The sequence below is a fragment of the Bacillus sp. ZY-1-1 genome, assembly GCF_003047165.1.
Lineage (GTDB): Bacteria > Bacillota > Bacilli > Bacillales > Bacillaceae > Bacillus > Bacillus velezensis.
Window position 1 is genome coordinate 2,034,542 of sequence record NZ_CP027061.1, and the last position, 20,493, is coordinate 2,055,034.

19 protein-coding genes and 1 pseudogene are annotated in these 20,493 nt (G+C 44.7%); 7 read left to right on the plus strand and 13 right to left on the minus strand.

The genetic code is table 11. The features are described 5' to 3' along the window. Positions 1-137 precede the first annotated feature (137 nt). The 4 genes from C5I45_RS10315 (at position 138) to C5I45_RS10330 (ending at position 5,251) form a co-directional block, all read left to right on the plus strand. Positions 138-1,676: a glycoside hydrolase family 43 protein gene (locus C5I45_RS10315; RefSeq protein WP_003153930.1), complete on the plus strand. Its 1,539-nt coding sequence runs from the start codon at positions 138-140 to the stop codon at positions 1,674-1,676. 51 nt (positions 1,677-1,727) lie between these two features. After that, positions 1,728-2,999: a glucuronoarabinoxylan endo-1,4-beta-xylanase XynC gene (locus tag C5I45_RS10320; RefSeq protein WP_058906062.1), complete on the plus strand. Its 1,272-nt coding sequence runs from the start codon at positions 1,728-1,730 to the stop codon at positions 2,997-2,999. 141 nt (positions 3,000-3,140) lie between these two features. Further along, a complete protein-coding gene (locus C5I45_RS10325) occupies positions 3,141-3,848 on the plus strand; it encodes a response regulator transcription factor (RefSeq protein WP_025851058.1) in 708 nt (235 codons plus the stop codon). A 2-nt stretch (positions 3,849-3,850) separates the two neighbouring features. Next, the gene (locus C5I45_RS10330; protein WP_071543332.1) at positions 3,851-5,251 is read left to right on the plus strand and encodes a sensor histidine kinase; all 1,401 of its coding nucleotides are present in this window, start codon (positions 3,851-3,853) and stop codon (positions 5,249-5,251) included. A 51-nt stretch (positions 5,252-5,302) separates the two neighbouring features. Here the strand turns inward: C5I45_RS10330 and C5I45_RS10335 are convergent, their stop codons facing one another. Next, positions 5,303-5,614, minus strand: a complete 312-nt coding sequence (locus C5I45_RS10335; protein WP_014305088.1) for a magnetosome magnetite crystal formation protein family — start codon at positions 5,612-5,614, stop codon at positions 5,303-5,305. Positions 5,615-6,074: 460 nt separating this feature from the next. Between C5I45_RS10335 and C5I45_RS10340 the strand changes: the two genes are divergently transcribed. Further along, positions 6,075-7,574: a cellulase family glycosylhydrolase gene (locus C5I45_RS10340; protein ID WP_025851060.1), complete on the plus strand. Its 1,500-nt coding sequence runs from the start codon at positions 6,075-6,077 to the stop codon at positions 7,572-7,574. A gap of 195 nt (positions 7,575-7,769) precedes the next feature. Beyond that, a pseudogene (locus C5I45_RS10345) lies at positions 7,770-8,619 on the plus strand (alpha/beta hydrolase). 270 nt (positions 8,620-8,889) lie between these two features. Here C5I45_RS10345 and C5I45_RS10350 read toward each other — a convergent pair. Both C5I45_RS10350 and C5I45_RS10355 read right to left on the minus strand, forming a co-directional pair. Then, the gene (locus C5I45_RS10350) at positions 8,890-9,159 is read right to left on the minus strand and encodes a hypothetical protein (protein ID WP_014418037.1); all 270 of its coding nucleotides are present in this window, start codon (positions 9,157-9,159) and stop codon (positions 8,890-8,892) included. 144 nt (positions 9,160-9,303) lie between these two features. Beyond that, entirely contained in the window at positions 9,304-9,762 is a 459-nt protein-coding gene (locus C5I45_RS10355) for an MFS transporter (protein ID WP_231135361.1), read from the minus strand. Positions 9,763-9,777: 15 nt separating this feature from the next. Here C5I45_RS10355 and C5I45_RS19675 point away from each other — a divergent pair, with 15 nt between their 5' ends. Beyond that, on the plus strand, positions 9,778-10,053 hold the full coding sequence (locus C5I45_RS19675) for a hypothetical protein (RefSeq protein ID WP_155759321.1): 276 nt from the start codon (positions 9,778-9,780) through the stop codon (positions 10,051-10,053). Positions 10,054-10,226: 173 nt separating this feature from the next. Here C5I45_RS19675 and C5I45_RS10365 read toward each other — a convergent pair whose 3' ends face one another. The 10 genes from C5I45_RS10365 to C5I45_RS10410 all read right to left on the minus strand — a co-directional run bounded on the left by C5I45_RS10365 (position 10,227) and on the right by C5I45_RS10410 (position 20,445). Next, complete coding sequence (locus tag C5I45_RS10365) at positions 10,227-11,855, minus strand: YndJ family protein (protein ID WP_107994381.1); 1,629 nt, start codon at positions 11,853-11,855, stop codon at positions 10,227-10,229. Beyond that, positions 11,849-12,457: a DUF4166 domain-containing protein gene (locus C5I45_RS10370; protein WP_003153943.1), complete on the minus strand. Its 609-nt coding sequence runs from the start codon at positions 12,455-12,457 to the stop codon at positions 11,849-11,851. The genes C5I45_RS10365 and C5I45_RS10370 overlap by 7 nt, the downstream gene beginning before the upstream one ends. Continuing rightward, on the minus strand, positions 12,454-13,269 hold the full coding sequence (locus C5I45_RS10375; RefSeq protein ID WP_003153945.1) for a hypothetical protein: 816 nt from the start codon (positions 13,267-13,269) through the stop codon (positions 12,454-12,456). The genes C5I45_RS10370 and C5I45_RS10375 overlap by 4 nt, the downstream gene beginning before the upstream one ends. Before the next feature lie 118 nt (positions 13,270-13,387). Continuing rightward, a complete protein-coding gene (locus C5I45_RS10380; RefSeq protein WP_014305081.1) occupies positions 13,388-14,659 on the minus strand; it encodes an MFS transporter in 1,272 nt (423 codons plus the stop codon). A 135-nt stretch (positions 14,660-14,794) separates the two neighbouring features. Continuing rightward, positions 14,795-15,796, minus strand: coding sequence for a substrate-binding domain-containing protein (locus C5I45_RS10385; RefSeq protein WP_025851066.1), 1,002 nt, complete (start codon positions 15,794-15,796; stop codon positions 14,795-14,797). 83 nt (positions 15,797-15,879) lie between these two features. Next, entirely contained in the window at positions 15,880-16,716 is an 837-nt protein-coding gene (locus C5I45_RS10390) for an SDR family oxidoreductase (RefSeq protein ID WP_014305079.1), read from the minus strand. After that, on the minus strand, positions 16,713-17,789 hold the full coding sequence (gene uxuA / locus C5I45_RS10395; protein WP_014305078.1) for a mannonate dehydratase: 1,077 nt from the start codon (positions 17,787-17,789) through the stop codon (positions 16,713-16,715). Before uxuA ends, C5I45_RS10390 begins: the two co-directional genes overlap by 4 nt. Before the next feature lies 1 nt (position 17,790). Beyond that, entirely contained in the window at positions 17,791-18,426 is a 636-nt protein-coding gene (locus C5I45_RS10400; RefSeq protein WP_003153952.1) for a bifunctional 2-keto-4-hydroxyglutarate aldolase/2-keto-3-deoxy-6-phosphogluconate aldolase, read from the minus strand. A gap of 13 nt (positions 18,427-18,439) precedes the next feature. Then, positions 18,440-19,459: a zinc-binding alcohol dehydrogenase family protein gene (locus tag C5I45_RS10405; protein WP_025851067.1), complete on the minus strand. Its 1,020-nt coding sequence runs from the start codon at positions 19,457-19,459 to the stop codon at positions 18,440-18,442. 29 nt (positions 19,460-19,488) lie between these two features. After that, positions 19,489-20,445 (minus strand): sugar kinase, encoded by a 957-nt coding sequence (locus C5I45_RS10410; protein ID WP_025851068.1) that lies wholly within the window; start codon positions 20,443-20,445, stop codon positions 19,489-19,491. Positions 20,446-20,493 lie beyond the last annotated feature (48 nt).

A 20,493-nucleotide genomic window follows, 5' to 3' on the forward strand; every position in this document is an offset into this window, starting at 1 on the left:
GTAGCGTATGTGTATGGGTACTAGCTCTATTATTGAGTTGCTTCACTGCGGAGTCTGCTTTTTACTGCCGGTACTGCAATTTGTTCTCAAATGGTAAAAGTTCCCCGAATTTAAAGAAAAAGGAGGAGCGTTAAGTTATGTGTAAAAAATGTTGCGTATGCCTATGGGTCCTTGCTTTATTATTGAGTTGCTTCACTGGGAAGTCTGCGTATGCTGCCAGCACTCCAATTGCAAAACATGTTGGGAATTCAAATCCGCTTATCGACCATCATCTGGGCGCGGATCCGTTTGCGCTGACCTATAACGGAAGAGTCTACATCTATATGTCAAGCGATGACTATGAATATAATAGCGACGGCACGATTAAGGATAATTCATTTGCCAATTTGAATAAAATATCCGTCATATCTTCAGCGGATATGGTGAACTGGACAGATCACGGAGCGATTCCCGCAGCGGGTGCCAATGGGGTGAATGGCGGCCGGGGGATTGCCAAATGGGCAGGAGCATCATGGGCCCCGTCAGCCGCGGTGAAAAAGATCAACGGTAAGGATAAATTTTTCCTTTATTTCGCAAACGGCGGCGGAGGTATCGGGGTTCTCACCGCAGACAGCCCGACCGGTCCGTGGACAGATCCGATCGGAAAACCGCTGGTGACGCCAAGTACACCAGGAATGTCCGGTGTTGTATGGCTTTTTGATCCGGCAGTATTCGTAGATGATGACGGTACCGGTTACCTATATGCCGGCGGAGGCGTTCCGGGCGGTTCAAATCCAACGCAGGGACAATGGGCCAATCCTAAAACAGCAAGAGTCATGAAATTAGGGCCTGATATGACCAGTGTTGCCGGAAGTGCATCTACGATTGATGCGCCTTTTATGTTTGAAGATTCGGGAATGCATAAGTATAACGGAAAATATTACTATTCCTATTGTATCAATTTCGGGGGCGCGCACCCGGCCGATAAACCTCCAGGTGAGATCGGCTATATGACCAGCTCAAGTCCTATGAATTCTTTTTCGTATAGAGGGCACTTTCTGAAAAATCCGGGAGCATTTTTCGGAGGCGGCGGAAATAATCACCATGCTGTTTTTAATTTTAAAAACGAGTGGTATGTGGTGTATCATACTCAAACTGTCAGCTCCGCTCTTTACGGGGCCGGCAAAGGATACCGTTCTCCCCATATAAATAAGCTTGTGCATAATCCAGATGGCTCCCTGCAAGAGGTAGCGGCAAATTTTGCAGGTGTCAAACAGCTATCCAACTTGAATCCATATAACCGGGTAGAAGCGGAAACGTTTGCCTGGAACGGACGGATTTTGACAGAGGCATCCTCAGCACCCGGCGGGCCGGTCAATAATCAACATGTCACAAACATTCATAACGGAGACTGGATTGCTGTAGGAAATGCAGATTTCGGGTCAGGCGGTGCCAGGACGTTTAAAGCAAATGTAGCGTCCGCTCTCGGCGGAAAAATAGAAGTGCGACTAGACAGTGCAAACGGTAAGCTTGTCGGAACCTTGAATGTCCCTTCCACAGGCGGAACGCAATCCTGGAGAGAAATAGAAACTGCGGTAAGCGGCGCATCCGGTGTTCACAACGTATTCTTTGTATTTACCGGAACTGGTACAGGAAACTTGTTTAATGTTGATTACTGGCAGTTTACACAAAGATAAGCAAAGGTACGTTTTCTAAGTCTATAAAAGATAAATGAAGGAGAGGAAAAAATGATGTCGAGCGTAAAAAAACCAATTTGTGTATTATTGGTATGTTTCACAATGCTGTCCGTCATGCTCTTAGGACCGGGAGTTACTGAAGTTTCAGCAGCAAGTGATGCAACAGTTAATATATCTGCAGAAAGACAAGTGATTCGCGGTTTTGGAGGAATGAATCACCCGGCTTGGATTGGAGACTTGACTGCGGCTCAACGGGAGACCGCTTTTGGCAATGGACAGAATCAGTTAGGTTTTTCGGTCTTAAGAATTCATGTAGATGAGAATAGAAATAATTGGTACAAGGAAGTGGAGACTGCAAAGAGTGCGATCAAACACGGAGCAATCGTTTTTGCTTCCCCTTGGAATCCGCCAAACGATATGGTTGAGACTTTCAATCATAATGGTGACACATCAGCTAAGCGGCTGAGATACGATAAGTACGCCGCATACGCGCAGCATCTTAACGATTTCGTTAATTTCATGAAGAGTAATGGTGTGAATCTGTATGCGATTTCTATGCAGAACGAGCCTGATTACGCTCACGAATGGACATGGTGGACGCCTCAAGAAATCCTGCGTTTCATGAGAGAGAATGCCGGTTCCATTAATGCCCGTGTGATTGCGCCGGAATCATTTCAATACCTGAAAAATATATCGGATCCCATTTTGAACGATCCGCAGGCGCTTAGGAATATGGATATCCTCGGAACCCACCTGTACGGCACTCAGGTCAGTCAGTTTCCTTATCCTCTTTTCAAACAAAAAGGAGGAGGGAAAGAGCTATGGATGACGGAGGTATACTATCCGAACAGTGACAACAATTCAGCGGATCGCTGGCCTGAGGCTTTAGGTGTTTCAGAGCATATTCATCATTCAATGGTAGAGGGAGATTTTCAAGCTTATGTGTGGTGGTACATCCGCAGATCATACGGCCCTATGAAAGAAGATGGGATGATCAGCAAACGCGGATACAATATGGCTCATTTCTCAAAATTTGTGCGCCCTGGCTATGTAAGGATTGATGCAACGAAAAATCCTGAACCGAATGTTTACGTGTCAGCCTATAAAGGAGACAATAAAGTCGTGATTGTTGCCATTAATAAAAATAACACAGGGGTCAACCAAAACTTCGTGTTGCAGAATGGATCTGCTTCGCAAGTATCCAGATGGATCACGAGCAGCAGCAGCAATCTTCAACCTGGAACGGATCTCAAAGTAACGGATAATCATTTTTGGGCCCATCTGCCGGCTCAAAGCGTGACAACATTTGTTGTAAAGCGTTAAAGGCATCAGCATTGCATTAAGCCAATTTTCTTACTCGGAAAAGAAAATTGGCTTATTTTCTGTGGGAGAGAATGTTGATTTTTTAACGATACACGGACATTGGGTATAATAATGACAATGACTTCAAGGAGTGATCAATATATGTCACGGCTTCACAGCAAAGTATTAATCATAGACGATGAAAAAGAAATTTTGGAACTGATCAAAACCGTATTAATAAGAGAAGGCATTGATCGCGTAGTGACCGCTTCAACTGCCCGTGACGGATTGGCTCAATTTCATCAAGAAAATCCCGATCTTGTGATATTGGATATCATGCTGCCAGACGGTGAAGGCTATGATATCTGCAAGCAAATAAGGGACATTTCACACATTCCTATTATCTTTTTGTCTGCAAAGGGGGAGGAAACGGATAAAATTGTAGGACTTGCCATCGGCGGGGACGACTACATTACAAAACCTTTCAGCCCTAAAGAAGTCGCATACCGGGTCAAAGCGCAGCTGAGACGGGTCTCTTACTTACAGCCTTCTCAAACCGGAACCGTGATAAAAAAAGGACCATTTGAATTAAACCAACAACAAGCCGAGCTCACCAAAAATGGAGCGGCTATTGAGCTAACACCTAAAGGACTTATGCTTATGGCCTATTTTCTGCAGCATCCCAATCGGGTGATCAGTAAAGAAACACTCTATCAAGCTGTATGGGGAGAAGACTTTTTCGGTTCTGACAACACGGTGATGGTTCATATACGCAGGCTCCGTGAGAAAATAGAAACTGTCCCATCAAAACCAGAATTTCTCGTCACTGTGAAAGGGTTAGGCTACAAATTTGTTGTAAAGGATGCGTAGGGATGAATTGGCGATTAACAGGCAGATACATGGTATCTGTCATCATAGTGACCATCATTACAGTCTTCATTAATTTATTTATTTTTATGTTTTGGCTTGTTTTCCAGGCGAACAGCCAACATGACGAAGAAAGTACACCGGAAACTTTCACAAGATCATTCGGACAATATGTCACGTTATCGAACAATGGTATCACAGTAAACAAAGAGGGCCAAAAAGCTTTAAAAGAGCAGAATGCATGGATTCAAATATTAGATGAAAACGGACAGGATGTTTATCATGATAGAGAACCTAAAGGACTGAAGAAAAAATATACGCCTATTGAAATTGTAAATTTACATAAATATAAGGATGAACAATTATTATCAACCATTTACGCCGGCGGAAAAAAAGTAAACGGCAAGGAGTACAGTTACTTTATAGGGTTTAAAAATCCCTCTCTCGGAAAATTTGTCCTCTCATATGATACCAAGGAATTTGTGACGAAGTTCAATGCAGGAACCATCATATTATTATCAATAGATGCATTGATCGCATTACTCATTGGCTATCTATTCAGCCGGCAGCTCACAAAACCGCTCGGCCGTGTCATCCAAGGAATCCAGCGGTTAGCTAATGGAGATTATACGATCAAAATGAAATCCAAAGGCATTTATAAAGATGTCTTCTATAATGTCAATCACTTATCGGAACAACTATCTTTAAGCAAAAAAGAAAAAGATAAATTAGAGCAAATGCGTGAAGAGTGGATCAGTCATATTTCTCATGACATTAAAACACCATTAGCATCTATTCAAGGCTATGCAGAAATCATTAAAGATCCGAATTATCATCTCACAGTCGAACAGATCAGAGATTACGCCCGGATCATTGAGAGTAAATCGCTCTATATGAAAGATGTGATGGAAGATTTAAACTTAACGACAAGGCTGAAAAACAACGATGTGATGTTAAATAGAGAACGGGTAAACCTTGTATCGCTGCTGCGTGAAACGTTAATTGATATTTTAAACGATTCCAGATATGCGGATAAGTCCATTGAGCTTCAAACGAACCTGGAAAAGCTGATGCTGAACCTTGATGCGATATTGATTCGGAGAGCGGTCACGAATCTCATTTTAAATGCCCTCGTTCACAATGATCCCGATGTGAAGATCGTTGTACAGCTTGAACAAAAAGAACGAACTCATGTGACAATTAAGGACAACGGCAAAGGGATAGAAGAAGAGGAGCTGGAAAAAGTGTTTGACCGCTATTACAGGGGGACAAATACAGGAACGACGCATGCAGGCTCTGGTCTCGGAATGGCCATAGCAAAGGATATTATCCAAAAGCACGGAGGGGACATCACCATTCACAGCACCGCGGGAGAAGGGACAACGATAGATATACAATTATCATAATGGCTATACAAAAAAAACGGTTCTGCTGATTAATAACAGAACCGTTTTTTCCTATTGTTCCGAAAACACTTTGATTCCTTTGACAATGTTCCAAATGAAAAAATAGATCGCCACAAGGAATGTAACAGCATAAGTCGCAAGCAGGAAAGGCCCGGCATGTCTGATATCATTCATACCAAGTAAACCTGAAGCGATGATGCCGATTCCAAAAATCAAATAAGGAATCAGATGCGTCCACAAAGATTTTTTCGCATGTTCTTTCACATCGTCCCGGCTTAAGAAATAGACGATAATCGGAAACAGAAACGGCGCAAAAAATATACTGAAGTAACATAATGAAGACAAAATTTTATTTTCTCTCAAACCTTTTCACCTCTATGATTTATTGAAGGGGGAATTCTTCTGGCTGAATCCCACACTGAAGTACAATCTTATTGTACAACTCCAACCTTAACCCGTATTAATCCGAACCTTACATCAACCTTAAATTAACAAGGACGGGCAAGGGCTCGTCTTATTACAATCATAAGATTCAATGCCATATTGAGACTCATCACATTTAGCGCGTCTACGTCAGAAATACATTTAATTTTTCGACTCGATTGAAAAATGACGTGTAAAGTCCCGGTTCAGTCCAGTTTTCTTTGTTCTATATGTGTCAGGTGCAACTAATTCAATAGAGAAAGAGCACATTCACAGGCTTTTACACCTTCTAAAAACAAGAAATTAGGTTGATAGACAATCATGAGAAAGATTTTTACAATGAGTTCGTGCTCATAAGAAGTGGAGAGCCAAAATGATGAGAAGGAGGAAAAGATCAGATATGAAACGGTCAATTTCTATTTTTATTACGTGTTTATTGATTACGGTATTGACAATGGGCGGCTTGCAGGCTTCGCCGGCATCTGCAGCAGGGACAAAAACGCCAGTAGCCAAGAATGGGCAGCTTAGCATAAAAGGAACACAGCTCGTAAACCGGGACGGCAAAGCGGTACAATTGAAAGGGATCAGTTCACATGGATTGCAATGGTATGGCGATTTTGTCAATAAAGACAGCTTAAAATGGCTGAGAGACGATTGGGGCATAACCGTTTTCCGCGCGGCGATGTATACGGCAGACGGCGGTTATATTGATAATCCGTCCGTGAAAAATAAAGTAAAAGAAGCGGTTGAAGCGGCAAAAGAACTTGGGATATATGTCATCATTGACTGGCATATCTTAAATGACGGCAACCCAAACCAAAATAAAGAGAAGGCAAAAGATTTTTTTAAGGAAATGTCAAGTCTTTACGGAAACACGCCAAACGTCATTTATGAAATTGCAAACGAACCAAACGGTGATGTGAACTGGAAGCGTGATATTAAACCGTATGCGGAAGAAGTGATTTCCGTTATCCGCAAAAATGATCCAGACAACATCATCATTGTCGGAACCGGTACATGGAGCCAAGATGTGAATGATGCAGCCGATGATCAGCTAAAAGATGCAAACGTCATGTACGCGCTTCATTTTTATGCCGGCACACACGGCCAATCTTTACGGGATAAAGCAAACTATGCACTCAGTAAAGGAGCGCCTATTTTCGTGACGGAATGGGGAACAAGCGACGCGTCTGGAAATGGCGGTGTATTCCTTGACCAGTCGCGGGAATGGCTGAATTATCTCGACAGCAAGAACATCAGCTGGGTGAACTGGAATCTTTCTGATAAGCAGGAATCATCCTCAGCGTTAAAGCCGGGAGCATCTAAAACAGGCGGCTGGCCGCTTACAAATTTAACTGCTTCAGGAACATTCGTAAGAGAAAACATTCTCGGCAACAAAGATTCAACGAAAGAACGCCCTGAAACGCCAGCACAAGATAACCCCGCACAGGAAAACGGCATTTCTGTACAATACAAAGCAGGGGATGGGGGTGTGAATAGCAACCAAATCCGCCCGCAGCTTCACATAAAAAATAACGGCAATGCGACGGTTGATTTAAAAGATGTCACTGCCCGTTACTGGTATAACGCGAAAAACAAAGGCCAAAACTTTGACTGTGACTACGCGCAGATTGGATGCGGCAATCTGACCCACAAATTTGTGACGCTGCATAAACCTAAGCAAGGTGCAGATACCTATCTGGAACTGGGTTTTAAAACAGGAACGCTGTCACCGGGAGCAAGCACAGGGAATATTCAGCTTCGTCTTCACAATGATGACTGGAGTAGTTATGCACAAAGCGGTGATTATTCCTTTTTTCAATCAAATACGTTTAAAACAACGAAAAAAATTACATTATATCATCAAGGAAAACTGATTTGGGGAACAGAACCCAATTAGTTAAGCTTTAGGCGGACATCAGCAACGATGTCCGCTTTTATTATCTTAAACAGCAATACATGGAGGTTTACGTGAAGGAGTAGATATGATTCACTCAACATATAATGTAATCGTTTTACAGTTTTGAAAAGTGTTTAAAGCGCAATGTATGTATTTCACACCCGCCACTTTTATTACTTAAGGGGGAACAAGAGAATGAAAAGGTATGATGCATTTCCAGAGCCGATTGGCGGCTATACTGTCGGCCGCACCCAACTGGATTTTGAGTACACGGCATCAGATCATACAAAAAGAGAACTGACTGCGTTTGTGTACTATCCGTCCGACAGCAGCGAAGGGAAGACTACATCAACGTACATGTTTCCTGAAGTCTGCGAAATGCTTGATGAGCAGCCGCTTCTCACTGCGTTGAAGGATGCTTACTCTATAGATATCAAGACCCAATGTTACGACGACCTTGCTCTCTCCGGGAAAGAAAGCGTTATCCGGTGTTATTCTATGTTTGCGGCGGGGGCGGTTCTTCAGAATGGGGCACAGTGATCTGTACAGACTTGGCAAGCGTGGGATATGTGGTGGTAAGCATCGGCCATCAGAATAGCACGATGTATAAGCGTAAAGATGGGCGCCTGTTTTAATGTATCAAAGGATTTTTCTGATGCCATTTTGGCGTTTTCGAAGATCCGGAGATGCTGGCGTTGGCTTGGATAGCGGAGCGTTCGGCCTTCAGGGCAGCGACCTTAAGAAACCCTTTTTGCTGCTGTTTTGTGAACCGAACTATAACATGAATGCGATCATTGGCGCTGACAATAGCATGGATACCTATTATTTCTCTGTTGATCGTGCTGCGCATTTAGATTACTGCGACATCGTGTTTACCAGTGTGAATGAGGAACTTAGAGGCGAACGGAATGCCACGGAGATGCGAAATCTTGTTACAGACTATACGAAGAACTTTTTTGATCATTACATCCTGCAGAAAGCTGCAAGTGTGGAAAGTCTGGCATACGATGGCGTGGACTTGATCAAGAAGACCAGCAACAAGTGACATAACAGATGAAAATACTCAAACTGAAAAACCTTTATAACCAATTTAATTTATTAAGGACGTAGAGGTTTTTTAATATTACCTTACTAAAAGGGGAAGCTGTTAGAATATATGGATCCACTTTTATATTCTCTTCACAATTTCTAGTTTACATAATATATATTCTAGGAAGTTAAATCTTTAATGAAAATTCCGTCTCGTTATCTTAAGTATACTTAGTTGATGAGACGGAATTAAAAAATAGGATGTATTACGATTTGTATTTATTTCTTACTGCTTTACATAGCATCGATCTTTATAAATCGTTTCACACTTTACTTCTTCCACATCAACTTTGCCATCGGATAATCTTGTGTAAACATAAACCCATTTTTCATTTCCGTTTTTAATAAACATGTCGAATTTAAAAGCGTCAGTATATTTGTCCATGACCCAGATCAATCCCGGAAGAGTTTCTGCTTTTGCTGGCGACACAGAAACCAATAATGCTCCAGCAATTACAGCCGCACCGGCTATTTTTTTAATTTTACTTTTTAACATTAATATTGCCCCCTTGTGATTTATTGCCTGCTGCTTTCTCACTTAGCAGGTAATCTGATTTTACCATCTTGTACAAAGGGAATTTGTCATATTTTGTAGATAAGATACTTATTTTCACTAAAAATACATATATTGTGATGAATTTTATCCGAATAAGATCTCTTCTTTTTTGAAAGCGTACACAAAAATAAAATCATGTCTGGTAATACTCCGACGATTTTTTCGCATCGGCTCCTCACATATGAGCTGAGCAAGTATGACAGCCGCCAGCCCGAGCACTGCCGCGAAATAAAATCCGGCCCTGAGCCCCAGCCAATCGTTAAAAAATCCCTCGACCAAAGGTCCTCCAAAAATACCGAGTGCATAAAGCGCCTGGTACGCCCCCATCGATGTTGCTCTCATGTCTGCCGGAACAGACTCAATCGACATTCCAAGCAGCAAAGAAAAGATAATGCCGAGTGAAAAACCTATTAAAATCTGAACCACATAAAGCGCCATCGGGCTGATGGTAAAAGGAATGATAAAAATAAAAACGGCTGCGAGTAAATAAAACAGCTTTAATGTTACCCAGTTTCCGCACCTGCGAACTAACGTTCCTATCACTAGCGGAGCCAGTGCGTGGGGAGTCATAAACGAAAAGACAACAAGCTGATTTCTTTCTCACTGACACCTATACGCAGCGCATATGCCGTTGTGAAGCCAAACATTTTCGTAAAAATCATGTCATGGGCTAAAATGGATAAAAACGAGATTTTCAGCAAGGACATATGCCCGGCTGCCTTCACCATACCGCTCAATGTAACAGGTATCTTTGCGGTCGTTTTCATTTCGCGAATCATGAAAGACAGGCAAAGACTGGCAAGACCGAGGCTGCGTCCCATCCTCATTCACTGACAACATAACCGCTCATGTCATCCCGGACAGCTGAGCTAACACGAGAATAAATGAGATCCAGCGCATGACTCCTTTCGTGTCATCCGCCGCAAAATAGCTCGCAAATAAAATGGTGAATATAACCCATGTAGATGAGAAAAAGCCGCCTGATGAACAGACGGCTCTGCAGCTTGTTATTTGCTTCGGTTACCTGCGGAAGCATGAGTGATCCGATAATGCACAGTTAAAAATTTCAGTCCGAACAGCCACATATGATGAACGGCCTTCAGGCTTGTTTCGCTCTGGGCTGAAATAAGAAATGTCTCTGCCAGCGGAAGATGACACGTCCCCCATTTCGTCTGCAGATAAATCCCTTCATCACCCGCTCCGCTTTTTCGCCGTCTGCTTGTCAAAACAAGATTCTGCTTACGCTCATAAGGTTTTAAAATGCCCGTCATTTGGCCGTACGGCAGCGGAAGAGAGATATTCATGTATCCTTCCCCTTTTGCCCTGTACGCTGAATACAGCGCAGTAAAAACGGTTTCCTGCTTTTCATTTGTTCTGATCCACGCACGGACATTTTTTCTGCCGTCTTTATCAGAGTCAACTCCTATAATATCACTGTGCATGATATACCAATCCGGATTCATGGACAGATGAATCTGCCCCGCTCTTCTGCTGAACGGCTCGTACACGCGCGCGAACGGACGAAACCAACCGCTCCACGTCACTTTCGCCATGATGTCATAATCAATTGTCTCTTCATAAAAGGAAATAACGGCCGGCGCCAGCTTTTCAGTTGAAAAGTCTTCAGAATGCAGTTCTCTCAGCTGATCCTGAAGGCCGGTATAATGGATGTCATTTGCTGCATGAATGTCAGTCAAAAAATCTTTGCCTATCGTTCCCTTCCCGTAAATTCTGCTGAACGTTTTTTCACTGTTCTCATCGAACGGTCTAGGATTTTCTATTCTCCACCCCGCCAAAGCCGGCAGGATAACGCCGAATGCATTGACGGCCCCATGAATCCAAATCATCTGGCTGATCGTGAGCGTTGCCTCCGCGCGGTAGACACCGTACGAATATATCAAAGAAAAAGCAATTGTGATCATTAACACAGCCGAAGAACTCCTGATCAAGATCCTGCCTGTTTTCGTAACAAACGGCGCCTTAAAGACGAGATATGCATTTACATACAGACCCGCAAGATACAGAGCGACAGCAATCACATCAAGTGTCTTTGAAAATGTAATCCCCAAGGCAATTAGGACCGGCGAAATCAAAATAATGACCGTGCTCCACCGGTAAAGTCCGCGTTTCTCCCGTATGATCCTGCCGAGCAATCCGTTAAAGATCGGAATGAGAAAAGCGGAATAGTGAAAGTGCACCGCCGTCAGCAGAACGATAAGCGGGCCGAAATTCAGGACGGGAATCTCAAGGACATATGCGAAGAACCAGAATCCGCCCCCGGCCAAATAAATGAAACCCGCCATAACTGACATCTCTTCTGTTCTGTGAATATTTGTTTTCATCAGCCGGCGGACAGCATACAGTGCCAGTCCAAGCGTATAAATGAACCACACAAAGGCAAAAAAGCTGAAGCCTGTGACAAGCGCAAGCGCCGCACATATAGCGGCAACAGGATAACTCCGTAACCACACATTCTCTAAGGTCTTTGACGGCCGAAAAGCAAAGCAGAATACAGCGGGAACGAAAAAAAGCACGGAAAATAAAACAAACGTCTCAGCCGCTGATATATGCGGAGCTTCAGCCGCCGCAAATCCCAAAAAGCAAACAACGCTTACCATGAGATGACGCTTCAGCATGTTTCTCCCTCTGTTTCCCGGAAAGTCCCCCGGTAAGAGAAAAGCGTGCCGAGTATCCGGTTTTTCACATGAACCTTTATGCTGAAGCAATTCATTTCCTCATCATAAGCCTCATAAACGGTTGAATTCCCGCACAGCCATGCCGGAAGCGGGATTTTCTTTCCGCCTATCAGGAGCCACTGCCTTCCGGATGTAATAATAAGCCCTCCGTCTGAAGACGCTTCTAAATGCAGTTCAGACAGTAGGATGTGAGGTTTGCCGAAGTAATCAAGAATTCTGTTTTCCCGCTCATCATATTCCATGACCGCATCAAAAAAACGCGTTTTGCCTTTAAAGAAAAAGGTACGATTCCATTCCACGCCATTTTGCCTGTTTTTGTTTTCGATAGTAAAAGGGATATCGTTTCCCCTCTCTGAGAAAAAACATCTGAAAAAAACACCGGTCTTTAAAAGCATTCTGACAAGAAAAGAACCTCCCTTTATTTCTGACATAACGCCTTCTCCGCAAAACGTGCGTGATCCGTCAAATCTGTACCGTTTCTGCAGCATCGGGTGCAGTGATTGATAATGAGTAATCGTTTTTTCATACATTGAATCCGTCATTTCACTTCTCTCTTTCGTTTTGTATGCCAGGCGCTCGGCAGCTTGAGCTTAAGAATCATGCCGGCTATCGTAAGGACTCCTAATGAAATCAAGAATCCGCCGCCGGAATATAACAGTGCCGTTACACAAAAGAAGACTGACTGCCCGGCGTGAATCAGCCACTTTCTCCGCATGGGAAGCAGCCATAATACCCCTAACCCTGTCTCCAGCGTTCCCCTCACGATCTCTGCATCGGCACAGCCATCATGAAAGCCTTGAAAAAACCAATACAGACTGAATACGAGGCACATACAGACATAGACAAATCCGAAACGGACCGATATCTTCGGATGTCTGTTTTGTTCTATCCAAAGCCGCAACGCATCAAAGCTCCATGCGGTAGCCCAGCTTAGCAGAGGACGAAATAAAAACCGGTCTATCCAACTTCCCGGCAGACCGCGGGCCGTTTCATATTGATATTGAGTCAAAAATGAGGTTTGTCCGTTATCCCGCTCTATATACTTCCAGTAGCCCCTGCCTTCTTTTATAAGTGACAGCGGATGATCAGAGGCAAAAGCGAGCGAAGACACTCTTTCTGACAAGCGAGGCCTTATGTCACCTATTGATTCGCCCGTGCCGGATACCTTCAGCCCAAAACCGATTCGTGTTTCATATAGAAATCTCTGCGGTTCATCTGGCAGCCTATGAAGATATGTAATGTCAGAAAAACGCAGATCCCATTCTTTATGAAGATGCGGGTTTTGCGTATATTCCCAAAGCGTTTCTATATCAGATGCAATATTGATTTCGACATATATCGGCTTCTGTTTCATGCTCCCTCCTCTTCCCTTCTTTTGTAAACAATTCCTATATTATCATAGGAACAGATCAAGCGGGAGAACGAAAAGGCCATCCCGTTATCAGCAGGACAGCCTCAGTGGCTTTGATGACTTATGAATAAGGTATCGTGTCTTTTTTATCTTCAGAAACTGTTTGAATGATAATCGGACGCACAAAACGGATTACCGCAGCCGAGGCCAAAACAGCTAATCCGCCTGCAAGCAAAAACGCCCCCGAGAATGATCCGCTTTTATCCGCGATAAAGCCGGTTAAAGCAGGCCCGATAATACCGGCCGTGTTTGCAAGAAAATGCATAAAGCCGCCGACTGACCCGACATTCCTTTGATCAACCACATCGTGAATCACCGCCCAATAGATAGAGCCCGTTATATATAAAAAGAAGACTGATAAAGCAACGAGAATAACGGCACTTACGGCAGTGGTAACAAGTCCGGCAAATCCGATCAGTACAGCGGAAGCGAACAGGCAAGTGACAAGAATGACTTTCCGTGAGAACAAAACCCCTTTTCCGGCGGTTTTTTTGTATACATAATCAGAAATCATTCCGCCTGCCGCCAAACCGATAAATCCAAGAATCCAGGGAATAACAGTCACCACGCTCATAAATTCAATACTTAATCCGCGTTCTTTCACCAGATAGCTCGGAAACCATGTTAAGAAGAAAAATAAGATGTAATTGTAGGCGAAAAAGGCAAAAGCCGTGAAGAGAACCGTTTTTTGTTTTAAATAAAAGGTCATCGGGATATGCTGCTCATGCGATTGAACCGCCGCTTTCATTGCCGGGGTGTCTTCCGTCTGTGCCGGCCGTTCTTTGACAAATTTAAACCAGATAAACGCCCAGACTAAACCGACGATCATGATCAGGACAAAGGAAACCTTCCAGCTGAATGCCACAGCAATCATCCCGACAATCGGGCCGGAAATCGCTCCGCCGAGCGGCGTGCCGCTGTTTGTCAGGCCGATGACCGTGGCGCGCTGAGACGGAGGAAACCAATTGTTGACCATTTTGCTTATGGCAGCCGACAGCGGCCCCTCGCCCATACCGAATAAAACACGGATAATCAAAAGACTTACAAATCCGAAAGCAAGCGCAACCGCCCCGCTGAAAAGAGACCAAACGATCATCGCCGTACACAATGTCAATTTAGCCCCGTACCGGTCAGATGCAACACCGCCAAGGAAGTTACACACAGCGTATCCGACAGAAAAACTGCTGAAAATCAGCCCCATTTGGGTTGCAGACAATGTGAGATCCTGCTGTATGAACGGCGCCGCAATAGACAGCGCTGAACGGTCTAAATAGTTAATCACCCCGGCTGAAAATAAAAGAAGAATAATAGGGAATCTATCCTTTGAGAACATAAAATCCCTCCCTCTTATTTCATAATTTAAATTGCCGGAGTAAACCGGTTTATGTAATGAAACCGGTTATCCGGATTGCCTTGGAAGAAGCGCCGGTTTATAGCCGGAGTAAACCGGTTTATGTAATGAAACCGGTTATCCGGATTGCCTTGGAAGAAGCGCCGGTTTATAGCGGTGAATCCGTTTTTCAACGCTATCTTTTTCTTGTATCTGGCAAAGAAGAAGGCTTCCCGCTTTTCGCGCCATTTCTGCCGCAGGCTGGACGATCGTCGTAATCGGAGGAGTAAAAAAACCTGCAAAAGGAACTTCATCAATTCCGATGACGGCTGCCTTATCCGGGATTGTCATATCATGCTCCTTCATATACTTCAGCACCTCAACAAGAACGATATCGTTTGCCGCCAATATCGCTTTCGGAGGCTCCTGAAGTGAGAACAGCTCTGACAAAACATTAGAAATATCAGCCGCATCGGCTGTTTTGATATATTCGTTCCGCACCATCATTCCGTGGCGGTCAAGCGCCTTTTTATACCCTTCAATCCGTTCTACCCTCGGACTGATTTCCCGAATAATGGACGTCGTAATAATCGCGATTCTCTTAATGCCGCTCTCGATAAACCGGTCAACGGCAAGACCGGCTGCATGATGGTTATCAAGCATCACTGTCGGAATCCCGAGTTCTTCAATGGTTCTGTCCATAAACACGACCGGAAACGTATCGCGTTTCATCTTTTCATATAAGGAGAGATTTTCGCCCGTCGGAAAAATAATAATTCCGTCCACCTGCTTGGCCCTGAGCATTTCAATATATTTCTTTTCTTTTTCCGGTTCATCATCCGCATTGCAGACAATAATATGAAATCCTTGTTCATGAAAATAGTCTTCCACCGCCCTGATGACCTGAGTGGAAAAGGTGTGAAGAATATTAGCCACCACCACACCTACCGTAAATGTTGATTTCTGTTTTAAGCTGCGGGCGACGAAATTCGGCTGATAGTTCAGCTCATGAATGGCCGCTTCTATTTTTTGTTTCGTTTTCTCGCTCATATAGTCATAGCGCTGATTTAAAAATTGAGATACGGTGCTTTTAGATACGTTTGCATATTTCGCCACATCAGAAATTGTAATGGTTTTCATAGACTCATCCCCGTCTGTCTTCATTTTTCACTAGTATAAGTCAGAAGTAAATAGTTTACAATCTGACAGGGAACTGGATTCTGTCACACTCCCGAATAAGCCATAAAACCTCCGTCGACGGGAACGGTGACCCCGGTGATAAAGCCTGAGCATGAATCATCCGAAAGCCACAGGAGCGTTCCCAGAAGGTCTTCCGGTTTCCCGAAACGTTTCATCGGTGTATGTGCCATAATCTTATTGGATCGGTCTGTCAGACTTCCATCTTCCTGTAATAACAACTCACGGTTTTGCGCAGTCAAAAAGAAACCCGGAGCGATGGCATTCACCCGCAGCCCTTTTTTTGCGAAATGAACAGCCATCCACATCGTAAAATTCTGAACCGCCGCCTTAGCCGCGCTGTAGGCAGGCACCTTTGTCATCGGTGTATACGCACTCATAGAAGAAATATTAATAATCGCGGGACATTCCGCCTTCAAAAGGTCTTTTCCAAACACTTGCGATGCCAGAAATGCACCGGTAAAGTTGCTTGAAAATACGCTGGAAAATCCCGTTTCGTCCATATCAAAAAATGATGGGCTCTGCTCATCCTCTTCATACGTCTCATTGGCAGTGATCGCATCAGCGTGGTTTCCCCCGGCTCCGTTAATTAAAAGATTGACAGAACCGAACCGGCTGATAATCTCGTCTTTTGCCTTTTCGAGCGAATCACGGGCTGAAACATCAGCCGGTACAGAAACCGCGGTTCCTCCAGCGTCAGCAATCTCGCCCGCCGCACGCTCTGCTTTATCAGCATTCCGGCTGACGATCGCAATTTTCATCCCCTGCCGTGAAAGCTCCTTTGCCATTGCTGAACAGAGAACACCGCTCCCGCCTGTTATGACAGCGGTTCTTCCTGATAAACGTTCATGAATCGGTCTCATCTCTTCACCTCTTTCTCATGAGACGAGAACGCATCCCACAGTCCGCTCAAGTACATAATTCCTAAGGCACGATCATATAAACCATAGCCCGGCCGGCATTGTTCGCCCCAGATATGACGGCCGTGATCAGGCCGTACATATCCTTTGTAGCCTTGGCCGTGCAATTCTTTTACCACACCGGTAATATCAATGGACCCATCACTGGTAAGATGCGAAGTTTCCGTAAAATCACCGTTATCGCAGATTTTCACATTTCGTATATGGGCAAACGGCGCAGCTCCCGCACAGTGTTTGGCGATCTTCACCATATCATTGGCGGGATCCGCTCCCATCGAACCCGTGCACAACGTAATACAGTTGGCGGGTGAATCTGAAATCTCTCGCAGCTTTTCATAACTTTTCTCACCGGTGATAATACGGGGCAGGCCAAAAATTGACCAAGGCGGATCATCCGGATGAATGGCCATTTGAATGCCGTGTTCCTCCGCTACAGGAAGGATTTCATGTAAAAAGAATTCTAGATTGGCCCAAAGCTGTTTTTCACCGACCGTTTGATAGGCTTCAAACAGTTCCTTGATCCGGGCCATTTTCTCCGGCTCCCACCCGGGAAGCGTCAAATCAGAAGATTCTTCAACCGTGCGGATCAGTTCCTCCGGAGGGAGACTTTCCACTTTCGCTTTTTCAAAAAACAAAGCAGTTGACCCATCCTCCAGTGCGCGGAACATATCAGTACGCGTCCAGTCAAAAATCGGCATGAAATTGTAACAGATGACTTTCACGCCGAATTCGGACAGATTGCGAATGGTCTGTTTATAGTGCTCAATATATTGTCCGCGTTCTTCATGGCCGAGTTTAATGGCTTCATGAACATTCACGCTTTCCACGACCTCTGCATGAAACCCATAGGATTGAATGAATCTGACTTCGGCTTCAATGTCCTCCTTTTCCCATACTTCGCCCGCGGGCTTCTGGTGAAGAGCCCAGACGATGCCTTTGACCCCGGGAATTTGTCTGACATGTTCAAGCGTCACCGTATCATTACCTTGGCCGTACCAGCGAAACGTGATATTCATGTTACACCCCCGTATATTCGTTTTTTCGGCAGACGTATTCTTTGCTGAGGGATACGGCAGCTTCATAGCCGCCCTTTTGATATGCTTTTGTCAAGTCGCTTCCCACTCCGACCGCGACCGCTCCGGCAGAAAGCCAGTCATTCATGCTGTTTAATGAGATACCCCCGGTCGGCATAATGCGGACATTCGGCAGAGGGCCGTTGACCGACTTGATAAATGAGGGATTAAACGAATTAGCGGGGAACAGCTTTACCACATCACATCCGGCTTCGAGCGCCAAAGCCATATCAGACACGCTCATGCATCCCGGAAGATACGGTACGCTGTACTGGTTGCATAGAGATGCTATCTCTTTTACAAAATGAGAGCTGACGATAAATGAGGCGCCTGATAAAATGGCGTGTCTCGCTGTTTCGGTATCCATTACAGAACCGGCTCCAAGAAGAATATCTTGATGCCGGAGTTCCTTAAAGACATCTTCCACTTCAGGAGTTGTGTATGTAAGCTCAATGGCGCTGATACCTCCTGAAATGGCCGCTTTTGAAACTTCAAGCGCCTCTTGGCTGTTTTGTCCCCTTATGACAGCCACCACTTGTGCATGCAGAAGTTTTTCGTAAATGGCGTACTTAGGCAGCATTCTCGCTCCTCCTTTAATCAAACGTAATGATTGCTTTTCCCACCTTGCCCGGGTGCTGTTCGATCAACTGAAATGCTCGATGGACGTCATCTGCTGAAAATGTATGTGTAATAAGACCGCCGTGCGTTAACAGGCCTTTATTCAGTAAGTCTGTAATGTACGGAAACTGATTCGTCTGCAATCTTGAACCGGTGATCGTGACTTCCTTTTTTGTGATCGGAAGCTGAGAAATGCCGGCAGTCCTCTCATCAAAACCAAGCACAACCACATGACCGGCCGGAGACACTGCGTCAATTGACGTTTCAAACGTTGAGGGGAGACAGACGGCATCAATGACGACATTAGCGCCTTCATTTTTTGTCCATTCGTTCACCCGCAAAACGGGATCTTCTTTTTGCGCGTTGACGGTAACATCCGCACCGTTTTTTTCAGCGAAGGCCAAGCGTTCATCATTCAAGTCGGTTATCATGACGGAAGCGCCTTTGAACTTTGCCATTTTTAATATGCAGATTCCGATCGGCCCCGCTCCTTGAATCAAAACGGTATCTTCCTTCTCGACACGGCCTCTCCAAACGGCCTGGGCGCCGATCGTATATGGTTCTGCCATGACCGCTTCCTCCCAGGGCAGATCGGGCGAAACAGCATACAGCTGCTTTTCCGGAAGCACGATATATTCCCGCATCCCGCCATCTTCATGAACGCCGAACACCGAAAGCGCTTTGCAGACGTTCGGACGTCCTTTCCGGCAGGCATAGCATGTTCCGCAATAAGATATCGGTTCAATCACTACCCGGTCACCCGGCTTGAAACGCCGGACATGAGAACCGGTCTTTGCGACTTCCCCTGTGACTTCATGTCCGATTACTCTCGGCAGGGACGCTAACGGATTTGTCCCATGATAAATATGCAAATCTGATCCGCAAATTCCGACCCGCTTCACCTTGACAAGAACATCATCCGCGTGGACAACAGACGGTTTCTCACATTCCGTCACCATCAGATCAAATGCTTTCCGTACTTGAACCGCTTTCATTTTTTCACCCGCTTTTTAAGTTGTGCTTGCTACCGTTCAATCACAGTCTCTTTGTTTACAAATGACAGAACCTCTTCTAGGCAGGGAAGCCCTTCATTGTCACCGGAAACTGTGGTGACGAGCGCACCGACTGCATTTGCAAACTCCAGACGTTTTTCCGGTTCAAAACCATGTAGATAACCGTACAGGTAGCCGGCATTAAAGCCGTCACCCGCTCCTACCGTGTCGACAGGCGCAACCGGGAAAGCCTCTTTGTGAACCCACTTATGATCATGATACAGCGCAGAACCCGCTTCACCGTCTTTTATGACAAGCTGACTGATTGAATAGCTCTCTGCAAACCGGGCTAATGCTTCATTTTCTCCTATACCTGTCAGCTGTTTCATTTCGTCCCGGCCCGCCAGAAGAATATCAGTATGCGGAAAGATTTGATGAAATGCCGCACGTGCCTCCTCAATCGTCCACAGCTTCAGCCTGATATTCGGATCAAAAGATACGGGAATCTTTCTTGCTTTGGCGATAGAAAGCACCCTTTCAGCAATTTCAAGATTTTTCTTATCAAGCGCGAGGAACACACCGGTAAGATGAACGATGTGAATGCCGTCAAACATATTCTCAGTTATATCTTCCGGTGCAAGAGTCAGAATTGGTGAATTGAAACGATAATAAAACGTCTTGCCTGAACCGTCATTTCTGATCTCTTTGACATTTAAAGATGTAGGAAAGCCTTCAACAAAGGAGACGTCAGTCACATCAATTCCTTCTCCTTTGGCAAACTGATAAATCACTCTGCCGAACTCATCCTTCCCCAGTCTGCTGACCCACTTTGAGTGCAGGTTCAATCTGGCGCATGCAATCGCAAAATTCAGTTCAGCTCCTCCTGCTTTTCGTTCAAAATGGGTAACAAAACGCAAAGGTCCTGTGCTTGCGGGATTTAAGGTGATCATCGCATCACCGATCGTAAAAATGCCATAATCAGAAGCCACATCAATACTCCTTTCCTTTAAGACTAAATCGGTTTGGTAAACCGATTT

Coding starts and splice junctions, on each gene's coding strand:
- C5I45_RS10315 (WP_003153930.1), top strand. CDS start 138: ATGTGTAAAAAATGTTGCGTATGCCTATGGGTCCTTGCTTTATTATTG.
- C5I45_RS10320 (WP_058906062.1), top strand. CDS start 1,728: ATGATGTCGAGCGTAAAAAAACCAATTTGTGTATTATTGGTATGTTTC.
- C5I45_RS10325 (WP_025851058.1), top strand. CDS start 3,141: ATGTCACGGCTTCACAGCAAAGTATTAATCATAGACGATGAAAAAGAA.
- C5I45_RS10330 (WP_071543332.1), top strand. CDS start 3,851: ATGAATTGGCGATTAACAGGCAGATACATGGTATCTGTCATCATAGTG.
- C5I45_RS10340 (WP_025851060.1), top strand. CDS start 6,075: ATGAAACGGTCAATTTCTATTTTTATTACGTGTTTATTGATTACGGTA.
- C5I45_RS10350 (WP_014418037.1), bottom strand. CDS start 9,159: ATGTTAAAAAGTAAAATTAAAAAAATAGCCGGTGCGGCTGTAATTGCT.
- C5I45_RS10365 (WP_107994381.1), bottom strand. CDS start 11,855: ATGCTGAAGCGTCATCTCATGGTAAGCGTTGTTTGCTTTTTGGGATTT.
- C5I45_RS10370 (WP_003153943.1), bottom strand. CDS start 12,457: ATGACGGATTCAATGTATGAAAAAACGATTACTCATTATCAATCACTG.
- C5I45_RS10375 (WP_003153945.1), bottom strand. CDS start 13,269: ATGAAACAGAAGCCGATATATGTCGAAATCAATATTGCATCTGATATA.
- C5I45_RS10380 (WP_014305081.1), bottom strand. CDS start 14,659: ATGTTCTCAAAGGATAGATTCCCTATTATTCTTCTTTTATTTTCAGCC.
- C5I45_RS10385 (WP_025851066.1), bottom strand. CDS start 15,796: ATGAAAACCATTACAATTTCTGATGTGGCGAAATATGCAAACGTATCT.
- C5I45_RS10390 (WP_014305079.1), bottom strand. CDS start 16,716: ATGAGACCGATTCATGAACGTTTATCAGGAAGAACCGCTGTCATAACA.
- uxuA (WP_014305078.1), bottom strand. CDS start 17,789: ATGAATATCACGTTTCGCTGGTACGGCCAAGGTAATGATACGGTGACG.
- C5I45_RS10400 (WP_003153952.1), bottom strand. CDS start 18,426: ATGCTGCCTAAGTACGCCATTTACGAAAAACTTCTGCATGCACAAGTG.
- C5I45_RS10405 (WP_025851067.1), bottom strand. CDS start 19,459: ATGAAAGCGGTTCAAGTACGGAAAGCATTTGATCTGATGGTGACGGAA.